This window comes from Mycobacterium sp., assembly GCF_050701675.1.
GTDB lineage: Bacteria > Actinomycetota > Actinomycetes > Mycobacteriales > Mycobacteriaceae > Mycobacterium.
The window spans coordinates 1-8571 of sequence record NZ_JBOGDD010000393.1 but is presented as its reverse complement, the minus strand read 5'-3'; the positions used below and the strand labels follow the sequence as shown (position 1 = coordinate 8571).

General features: G+C 63.6%; 12 protein-coding genes. 6 read left to right on the top strand and 6 right to left on the bottom strand.

The genetic code is table 11. From position 1 onward, the window contains the following. Positions 1–238 (bottom strand): hypothetical protein (locus ACRDUX_RS11965; protein ID WP_526414128.1); only part of this gene is annotated, 238 nt, incomplete at its 3' end. A gap of 309 nt (positions 239–547) precedes the next feature. Further along, the gene (locus ACRDUX_RS11960) at positions 548–712 is read right to left on the bottom strand and encodes a PrpF domain-containing protein (RefSeq protein ID WP_526414126.1); all 165 of its coding nucleotides are present in this window, start codon (positions 710–712) and stop codon (positions 548–550) included. A 357-nt stretch (positions 713–1069) separates the two neighbouring features. Here ACRDUX_RS11960 and ACRDUX_RS11955 point away from each other — a divergent pair, with 357 nt between their 5' ends. Beyond that, the gene (locus tag ACRDUX_RS11955) at positions 1070–1630 is read left to right on the top strand and encodes a cupin domain-containing protein (protein ID WP_526414130.1); all 561 of its coding nucleotides are present in this window, start codon (positions 1070–1072) and stop codon (positions 1628–1630) included. Between the two features lie 317 nt (positions 1631–1947). On the opposite strand, the gene ACRDUX_RS11950 is transcribed toward ACRDUX_RS11955, so the two are convergent. The 3 genes from ACRDUX_RS11950 to ACRDUX_RS11940 all read right to left on the bottom strand — a co-directional run bounded on the left by ACRDUX_RS11950 (position 1948) and on the right by ACRDUX_RS11940 (position 3201). Next, positions 1948–2385, bottom strand: coding sequence for a hypothetical protein (locus ACRDUX_RS11950; RefSeq protein WP_526414124.1), 438 nt, complete (start codon positions 2383–2385; stop codon positions 1948–1950). A 30-nt stretch (positions 2386–2415) separates the two neighbouring features. After that, on the bottom strand, positions 2416–2808 hold the full coding sequence (locus ACRDUX_RS11945) for a PPOX class F420-dependent oxidoreductase (RefSeq protein WP_526414122.1): 393 nt from the start codon (positions 2806–2808) through the stop codon (positions 2416–2418). An 81-nt stretch (positions 2809–2889) separates the two neighbouring features. After that, complete coding sequence (locus tag ACRDUX_RS11940; protein ID WP_526414120.1) at positions 2890–3201, bottom strand: SDR family NAD(P)-dependent oxidoreductase; 312 nt, start codon at positions 3199–3201, stop codon at positions 2890–2892. Positions 3202–3336: 135 nt separating this feature from the next. Between ACRDUX_RS11940 and ACRDUX_RS11935 the strand changes: the two genes are divergently transcribed. Further along, positions 3337–3846 carry a TetR/AcrR family transcriptional regulator gene (locus ACRDUX_RS11935; protein ID WP_526414118.1) on the top strand — a complete coding sequence of 170 codons (510 nt, stop codon included), beginning with the start codon at positions 3337–3339 and terminating at the stop codon, positions 3844–3846. A 144-nt stretch (positions 3847–3990) separates the two neighbouring features. On the opposite strand, the gene ACRDUX_RS11930 is transcribed toward ACRDUX_RS11935, so the two are convergent. Then, positions 3991–4659, bottom strand: a complete 669-nt coding sequence (locus ACRDUX_RS11930; protein ID WP_526414116.1) for a TetR/AcrR family transcriptional regulator — start codon at positions 4657–4659, stop codon at positions 3991–3993. Between the two features lie 136 nt (positions 4660–4795). On the opposite strand from ACRDUX_RS11930, the gene ACRDUX_RS11925 reads away from it, so the two are divergent. The 4 genes from ACRDUX_RS11925 (at position 4796) to ACRDUX_RS11910 (ending at position 8488) form a co-directional block, all read left to right on the top strand. Further along, positions 4796–5674: an SMP-30/gluconolactonase/LRE family protein gene (locus ACRDUX_RS11925; protein ID WP_526414114.1), complete on the top strand. Its 879-nt coding sequence runs from the start codon at positions 4796–4798 to the stop codon at positions 5672–5674. Between the two features lie 33 nt (positions 5675–5707). After that, positions 5708–6244: a nuclear transport factor 2 family protein gene (locus tag ACRDUX_RS11920; protein ID WP_526414112.1), complete on the top strand. Its 537-nt coding sequence runs from the start codon at positions 5708–5710 to the stop codon at positions 6242–6244. Positions 6245–6314: 70 nt separating this feature from the next. After that, entirely contained in the window at positions 6315–6719 is a 405-nt protein-coding gene (locus tag ACRDUX_RS11915; protein WP_526414110.1) for a (R)-mandelonitrile lyase, read from the top strand. A gap of 95 nt (positions 6720–6814) precedes the next feature. Then, positions 6815–8488, top strand: coding sequence for a CocE/NonD family hydrolase (locus tag ACRDUX_RS11910; protein WP_526414108.1), 1674 nt, complete (start codon positions 6815–6817; stop codon positions 8486–8488). Positions 8489–8571 lie beyond the last annotated feature (83 nt).

Genomic DNA, 8571 nt, shown 5'->3' with positions numbered 1-8571 from the left:
GTCCATATGAGACGAGCGGGTCAAGGGCACGTGGGAGCAGCCCATCCGTGCCGGGCTGTTGGCACTGGTAGGCCCCGGCGCAGTACGGCGCAGTATCGCTAGCCGGCGGAGTGACACCGAGGAACTGTGCGCCGACACCGACCGTAGCCGCAGCCACCATGGCGGCCGCGGCGGTTCCTACCGCCGAATGCACCCGCCGCCGGTTGCCCGTCGAGCGGGCTGCGTTGACCGTTGTCATCGTCTTCCTCCACATGCAATTTTCGCCTCGGTATGTATCTCAAGACTGCTCGACGCGGGTATCGTTGTCATCGGCGCTAGCCACCAAACTGCTTGAGGAGAAACGGAACTCCCGCATGGCGGCTAGCTGGAATGCTGATCGCCACCCGTGGAAGTGCTCCGTGGGCTGTCCCTGGCTGATTTGTCTTTGGGCCTTTCGGTTTTGGCCGGCCCCGCTGGCTCGGGGAGTCCACAAGAGGCGCTCGAGCTTTACGCGCACGTCTTCTCGAGTTCGCCCGACCCCAGAATCTTCGGCACCGGCTTCTCCCGGTCAGGTTTGCGGCACGCGCACCCAGCCTTCCATCAGGCGGCGCGCCGAGCGGCTCATGAGGACCTTGCTCACCTTCCAGTGATCGCCCTCCTCGCGCACTTCCGCGCCCACCGTCAACGTGCCGGAAGGATGGCCGAAACGCACGCGGGGCCAATTGGTGAGCACTGCTGCCCTGGAATGTTGGTGGTGTCCTACGGCTAGGTCGTGCCCCGACTGGTTGGTGAGGTCATCTGTAGCGCCCACTGGGATGTCGTGCCGGTTGAGCACTGATCCATTGGGTCGCCGCCCGGGTGTCCTTGGGCTCGAACAGGTTCCATCCACACTGCACCAAGGGAGGGCCCCGGCCTTTGCTCGGGTATAGACGGGTCCTGACCGCTGCGGTAATTTACCAACGTGGCGGTTAATCGTCGCAAGGTCTTGGGTGGAGCGGGCTTGGCCGGCGCCGCAGCCGCAACCGGTGCAGGCGTCGACCGTCTCATCACCGGCGGCACTTCCGGCTATCGCACTGATAAGGAAGAGCCGATGACCGATGATGCGGCGCGCTTTGGTGATCCCCGCCTACCCGCTGAGACGATCACCTCCCAATCGCACCTGTTCCATCTCGGCGCTCAACCCCCCACCACGCTTGACGGGGGCTCGTTTCAGCAGGCGGACGAAGACACTTTTCCGATACTCACGGGGCAAGAGGCCAGCCTCTTGCTGCTTACGTTGCAGCCTGGAGGTATCCGCGAGCCGCACTGGCATCCCAGCGCGTGGGAGATCAACCTGGTCTCCAGCGGTGTCGCGGCCTGGGTGGTCATCGACGGCAACGGCAATCACGAGGCTTTCGACCAAAATGTCGGCGACGTCGTATTCGCCCCCCAGGGTTCCTTCCACTACTTCGAGAACCGGGGCCCGGCCGACTTGAAGATCGTGATCATCCAGAACACCAGTGCGCCCGAAGCCAAGGACAACATCGGCATCGGTGAGTCCCTCAGCGCACTTCCACCCCGGGTGTTGTCCGCCGTCTTCGGCGTTCCCGCAGCGACATTCAACTCCTTCAAAAAGATCGACAACGCGATCGTCATCCTGCGATCGCCCTAGCCAACACTCGCTGCGGTGGGGCGCCTACGGACGCGAGCTCGATGGGCCGACTCGGCGCCCAGGACCAGGACCTCACCTCGTCAACGTGATACGCAAATCTGGCAGCACCCAACAGCTTTCGGCTGGACTCCCGCATGTCCCGGCGTCACAGTGAAGCGACCATTTCCCCGACGTTGCTGCCGCGGAATATGCCTTCGAGCGCGACCGGCAACCCGGCCAGAAAGTGGGTATCCCGGCAGCTGGCGCTTTCGCAACCCGGACAGCAGCGGCGGCGGCAATGTTGAGGTCAATCTCAGGCCACCCCGATTGCGGCGCAATCATGGCCGAATTGCCGAGGTGTGGCGTTTGGACCAGATTGCTGCGGTAGTGCTTGCGGCGCCGACGAGTTCCCAGATGACGGCACGTCGGAACCGTTTGGGGGCCAGTTGCTGGCGGGTCATGATGATGAATCCGGTGCCCATGAACAGTCTCGCGGCGACCGACCATGCGGCGAATCCCCGCCAGCTGTGTATGCCGCCGAGTATGTAGGCGGTGCCGTTGTTGATCGCGGCGATGGAGATGGTGAGCAGCAGTGTGCGGGTGGCGTTATCGGAGCGGGGGTCGCCGGTCTCTGGGAGTCCGGTACTGGTACGGAGTCGGTTGGGGTTCAGCAGTCCCGAGATCGCGGTCACGACGTCGAGTAGCCCGAAGGTGATGACGGTCCAGTCGGCCGGTGTTCTGGTGGTAGTGGATGTGTTGAACGACGTTTTCGCCATCGGTGGCGCTCCTTTGTTCGGTGATTCGGGTTAGGGCTGTGGGGATGTGATGGAGATGGCGATCGCCGACCACGTGCGCCGGCGGCAGGTGAGTTTCTCCAGCAGGGTGGCGACGCGCACGGAGAGGTATTTTCGTGCCATGAGCCGCTGAATACGTTTGGTGTGCTGGTTGTCGAGGAGGCGCGCTGTTCCTTCGAACTGTGTTGCGCCGGTGGCGATTCGCCCCTGGCTGTCACATGGTGAGACCGCGACTCGGTTGTTGTCGAGAATCCGTGTGACTTTGCCGCTGTCCGGGGCGGTCATGATGAACAGCTCGTGGTCGCTGGTGGTGAACCACACTGGGGTGGCGATACCGCGCCCGCTTCGGTTGTAGGTGGTCACGTTGATCGTGCGGCCACCGCGGAATTGGTCGAGAGTGTTCATCGGCGGCCCATCGGTGTAGGGAATTCGACTCCGGTGAGTTCCTCGCAGCGCTGCCATAGCTGTGTTGCCGTCTGCCTGTCGTCACGGTCGGGGGGTGTCTTTTGTGGTGTTGGCATCGAGGCGATCCAGGCGAGTCAATGCCGTTGCCGCTGTCGACACCGATTCCAGGTCGGCCAGATCGAGCGGCACCATCTGCACCCGGGCGTGGCGAACCCGATCATGCAGCGCGGCGATGGCCATCTCGACACGGCCGGCGTCGCGGCCCAGCATCACCACCTCGGCTCCCGCACCCGTGAGTTGCTCAGCGATGAAGTACCCGATGCCAGCATTTGCACCGGTCACCGCGATCGTTCGCCCAGATAGATCAGGCAGTGCTTCGGGGTTCCACGCCATCACGTCTCCTTCGTTCCGTCCACCACGATCCCCAGATATGGTGGTGTTACAACCGTTTCTTGCACCGTAGCACAAAACGGTAGTGCTACTACCGAATTGGAGGGTGTCCGCATGCCGGCCATACGCAAGGACCAAGTGCGCAATCGCCGCAAGCTGGTGTCGGCCGCGCGAGAGGCGTTCGCCAACCAGGGGCACGACGTGCCCCTCGATGAGATCGCCCGCCAAGCAGGCGTCGGCGCAACCACGCTGTATCGGCATTTCCCGGTCAAGGACGATCTGATTGAGGCGGTCCTTGATGACCTGGTCGGCACACTTCAAGACAATGCTGATCACGCTGCGTTGATCGATGATCCGCTGCAGGCATTCCGAGCGGCGTTCACCCGCAGCTGCGACATGTCCCAGCGTGACATCGCCACCTTCGCCAGTCTGGCCAAGGCAAGCCCACGCGCCGATACCTACGCGCAGCGACTGATCGTCGATGCAGTTGGCCCCGCCACGAGACGTCTGCGTGACGCGGGTGGGTTACGCGCCGGTATTGACGTCGCCGAGATCGCCGCATTCATCCGAATGGCCATCACCGCCCTCGACGGTGACAACCTCACCAAGGCCATCGCGGTCATTATCGACGGCGTCACTATCGTTTAGAGAGCCGTCGCCCGCGCGCGGGCGACCAGAGACGCCGCCGTCGTACGCGGGATGGTTTGGGCCTCATGGGGGTTGCGTAGCCGGCTGAGCCTCGCTTGATCTGATGCTGGATAGGCCACAGTCGTGCACCACCGCGTGGTGAGCTCAGGCGAACATCGGACGTTCGCCGAGCCGGGTCATGGCCCGGCTTACCTGTTCGGGTCCCAGCGGCGGGCAGGGCAGCTCGTGTGCCCCCTCTGCACGGAAGCCGTCCAGCAGCAGTGCGAGATAGCGGCGCCACACTTCGCCGTCGTCGGCTGACAGAGCGTCGAGGATGCGGCTGTTCCCCCAGTTGATGAACGAGAAGTCTTGCAATGTCACGTCTTTACGGAGCTGCCCGCTTGCCTGTGCGCGCTCGATGATTCTGGTCAGTGCCGCACACAAGTCCTCTTTGGCTTTTTCGCACGTGTCGGTGCCCGGTATCCGCATGCACATCAGGTCGTTGATTCCGCGGTTCGCGGCTTCCAGGCGGGTGGTTTCCTCCAGGTAGTGAACGAGCCCTTCCCAGGGGTCGCCGAACACGAGCGCCTGGGCGGCGATATCGAGGTGTTCTTGCACGGCACAGGCGAGGACCGCGTCGATGAGGTCTGCACGACGCGGAAAGTGCCGATAGAGGGTGGCGATTCCCACGCCCGCCAATCTCGCGATGCCGTCTAGCGGTGCATCGACACCACAGGTGGCGTACGCCGTGCGGGCCGCCCGGAGCAAGGCATCACGGTTGCGCTGGACATCGCGCCTGACGGGCCGGCTGACGTCTGTCGCACTTTGAGTCATGCGCCCATCCTACCAATACGGAGCCCACCCTACGTTTCATGTTACAGTCGAAGTTGCAACGGAGAGCACCCTCCGTTTCGCGGCTACCACAGAGCGTGGTCGGCCGGATGGACACCCACTCGTGAAGGGAACACCCATGGAAACGTTCGTGACGGGACTCGGGTCACCGGAATGTCCCATCGTCCTGGAAAACGGCGACCTGCTCCTCGTCGAAATGACCGGCGCGCGGCGCAGCGTCACCCGCGTCGACGCGCAGACCCGGGAACTCACCGTCGTGCACGAGACCGGTGGACAACCGAACGGTCTGGTCCGCGACCGCCACGGCACACTCTGGGTCGGCGAGGCCTTCGAGCACGCGATCATCAAACTGGACGCCGAAGGTAGCGAGCTACTGCGCATCGCCCGATACGGAGACGAAGAGTTCCGCTGGCCCAACGATCTCGTCATCGGACCCGACGGCGCGATCTACTTCACCGACTCCGGTGCCTGGCAGCACGAGTTGCTCTCCCCGACCGAGGCGGCACTGCTGCCGATCTGGAAGGACTACCCCTACGACGGCCGCGTGTACCGCATCGACGCAGACACCCTCGACGTCACCCGCCTGGACAACGGACTCTGGTTCACCAACGGTCTCGCCTTCGGTCCGGACGGCCTGCTCTATGTCAACGAAACGATCGGCGGCCAGATCTACCGCTACGACACCACGGTGAGCGACCCGAAACGCGAACTCTTCGGCAACGTCTTCGCCGGCGAAGCGCCCACCGAATTCATCGGACCCGACGGCATGAAGTTCGGCGCCGACGGCCGGCTGTACTGCACGGTCACCGGCCAAGGCGAGATTGCCATCCTCGACAAGACCGGCACCGTGGTCGAACGCATCAAGACCGCTGGCATCGCACCCACCAACATCGCCTTCACCGAGGACGGCCGGCACAAGGCATACGTCACCGAGGTGTCCAACGGGGCAGTGGAAATCCACGACATGCCGTGCGACGGCCTTCCCCTTCACCGCTGAGCAATCCTGTCGGAACATGAAGGGAACCAGTCCATGAGCTCAGACACCGACATCCGTTATCTGTTGGATCGACTGGAAATTCAGGACGTCATAGCGCGCTACGCCCTAGCCCAAAACGTCACCCAACACGACGACATCCTGCTCGATTTGTGGCGAGAGGTCTTCACCCCGGACGCCAGGTTGGACTACGGCACGGGAGGCTTCGGGAAGGGCACCTACATCGAGTTGGCCGATTGGATGCGCGGCGACGGACCAAACGGTCGCATGTACGAATTCACCCGATGGCAGCACCTGCTGGGACTACCAACGGTCACCATCGACGGCGACACCGCAACAGCGCGCACCGACATGTTGGTCAGCCACAAGGCCAAGCCCGACGACGATGCCGAGCAAGACTCAAGCTGGTACGTCACCAGCGCGTTCGCCCTACATGACGACCTCGTCAGGACCGCGGACGGATGGCGGATCAGCGTCCGTCGCCTCGAAGTCCTTCAGGCCACCCACCCAGGAGCCCGGCCCGGCACACACGGCGACGCCGACCACGCCAACACCGAGCAGCAGGTGGGTTGAACCAGCACAGAACGGTTCGCTCAGCCATGCATGCGCCCATCAGGCGCGTGCCGAATTCCCAGGAGACGCAATGGAACTCAAACCCCTCAGCCCGACCGCGAAAGCACCGAGGCAAGAATTCACCGGCGACGTCTACGTCAACCCCATCCACCGAGGCGAAGACCCCTCACGGCTGATCGTCGGCCTCGTCCGATTCACCCCCGGTGCCCGCACCAACTGGCACTCCCACGACCTCGGCCAGACCCTGCACATCACCGACGGGATCGGGCTCGTCGTCACCCGCGACGGCACCGTCATTCGCATGCGCGCCGGCGACACCGTCTACACCTCGCCCGGAGAAGACCACTGGCATGGCGCCACCGACGGCAACTTCATGTCCCATCTCGCCCTGCTCGAACGCGCCGGACACGACAACGGCACCACCTGGCTCGAGCCCGTCACCGACGACCAATACCGTGCCGCAAACCAGCAATAGGACGCCTTAAGTGCGACGGAAAGAGCCGAACTCCCACGGCTGAGACCACATCCGCCGTGCACTACGTCGCCCCGCTCGCCCGGAAAGGAAGCATCGTGACCGACCACACCGCAGCCGAAGACCCCTCCGTGGTGCAACCGCCAGCGCTGCAGCTCCCCGATTTGAGGCTGCCCCCGGCGAGGAACTCGTTCCGCATGGAGCCTGGCGCGAACGTCGTCACCGGCGACGGCGCAACACTGCTCGGCGACCACTACATCCCGCAGACCGACGAGCCCCGGGGCACGATTCTGGTCCGTTCGTCCTATGGGCGCGGTTTTCCCTATGCCAATCTGCTCGCAGAGCCCTACGCGGCGCGCGGCTATCACGTTCTAATGCAGAGTGTGCGGGGAACCCATGGGTCCACCGGGCCCTTCGAGCCGATGGTCCACGAAGCCAACGACGCGTCCGACACCATGCAATGGCTGCGGAAGCAGGCTTGGTTCGACGGACGCCTCGGGTCGATCGGTGCCTCCTACCTCGGATTCACCCAGTACGGGTTGATGATGGGGGCGCCCGAAGAACTGAAGGCCTCGGTCGTGATGATGGGCCCGCACGACTTCGGCAAGGCAGCCGTCGGCAATGGGCCCCTGGCCCTTCACACCTTCCTGGCGTGGAGCGATGCCGCCGCCGACACCGGGTCGCCCGAAGAGATGATGGCGCGCGCGGTGACCAGCGCACAGCGGTTGGGCCCGGCCATGAACGAACTGCCCATGACCGATGCCGCGGCCAACGTCCTCGACGGCATGGCACCGTGGTTTCACGACTGGCTGATGCACCCCGATATCGGGGATCCGTTCTGGAAGGGCTACACCTTCGAAGATGGCCTGAACCGCACCAGCTCAGCCGTCCTGCTCTTCGCCGGATGGAATGACATCTTCCTCGACCAAATGGTCGAGCAGTACGCCGTCCTGCATCAACGCGGCCTCGATGTAGCCCTGCGCCTGGGCGATTGGACACATACCGTCAGCCTCAACGAGGCCGCGCCGACAATGCATCAGCAGGCTCTCGGCTGGTTCGACGAGCACGTCGCCGGCGCCGAACCCACGCCGCGCGACGCAGCGGTACGGGTTCAGCTCGTGGGACCACAGACCTGGCTCGACTTCGATGCGTGGCCACCCACGGCCGAGGTTCAGAAGTGGAACCTCGGCGTGGGCGAATCCCTCGTGCGTACTAACTGCACTCCCCCGACCGCCACCTCGAGTTTCGTCTTCGATCCGACCGATCCCACACCCGCCGTCGGCGGAAGACTGTTCATGGGAGCCGGACGTTTCGACAACACTGACCTCGAATCACGCGACGACGTCCTGATCTTCACCTCCGGGCCGCTTGACACCGACGTTGACGTTATCGGGTCACCGACGGTGAACATTGCTGTCAGCGTTGACAATAGGTTCTCCGATATCTTTGTTCGCCTGACCGACGTGGACATCAAAGGCACATCGACCAACGTCTCTGACACGATCCACCGACTCGACTCAACGATCCCTCCCAATCAGATCCAGCGACTGACGCTCACCATGGACCCCTGCGGCTACAGATTCAACGCAGGCCACTGCGTGCGCCTGCAGGTATCAGGGGGCGCCCATCCACGGTTTGCCCGCAATCTGGGGGTCGCCGAGCCCCAATCCGTGAGCACAATGACAGCTGTCTCAACCCACACCGTCCACTTGGCGGCATCCAGTCTGAGCCTCCCCATTATCCCGGGGGTGAAGGCAGGGGCGTCCGATTGAACATCGGAACAACGCGATGAATGCACCAGTGCTGGTTGGGCAACCGACGGATTCAAGTCCGGTCGTTAGCGTCCGGCTTACCC

Bases quoted from the DNA above. Each gene is read 5' to 3' on its own strand.
- ACRDUX_RS11920 (WP_526414112.1), top strand. From the start codon at position 5,708: ATGAGCTCAGACACCGACATCCGTTATCTGTTGGATCGACTGGAAATT.
- ACRDUX_RS11930 (WP_526414116.1), bottom strand. From the start codon at position 4,659: ATGACTCAAAGTGCGACAGACGTCAGCCGGCCCGTCAGGCGCGATGTC.
- ACRDUX_RS11915 (WP_526414110.1), top strand. From the start codon at position 6,315: ATGGAACTCAAACCCCTCAGCCCGACCGCGAAAGCACCGAGGCAAGAA.
- ACRDUX_RS11945 (WP_526414122.1), bottom strand. From the start codon at position 2,808: ATGAACACTCTCGACCAATTCCGCGGTGGCCGCACGATCAACGTGACC.
- ACRDUX_RS11955 (WP_526414130.1), top strand. From the start codon at position 1,070: ATGACCGATGATGCGGCGCGCTTTGGTGATCCCCGCCTACCCGCTGAG.
- ACRDUX_RS11925 (WP_526414114.1), top strand. From the start codon at position 4,796: ATGGAAACGTTCGTGACGGGACTCGGGTCACCGGAATGTCCCATCGTC.
- ACRDUX_RS11950 (WP_526414124.1), bottom strand. From the start codon at position 2,385: ATGGCGAAAACGTCGTTCAACACATCCACTACCACCAGAACACCGGCC.
- ACRDUX_RS11940 (WP_526414120.1), bottom strand. From the start codon at position 3,201: ATGGCGTGGAACCCCGAAGCACTGCCTGATCTATCTGGGCGAACGATC.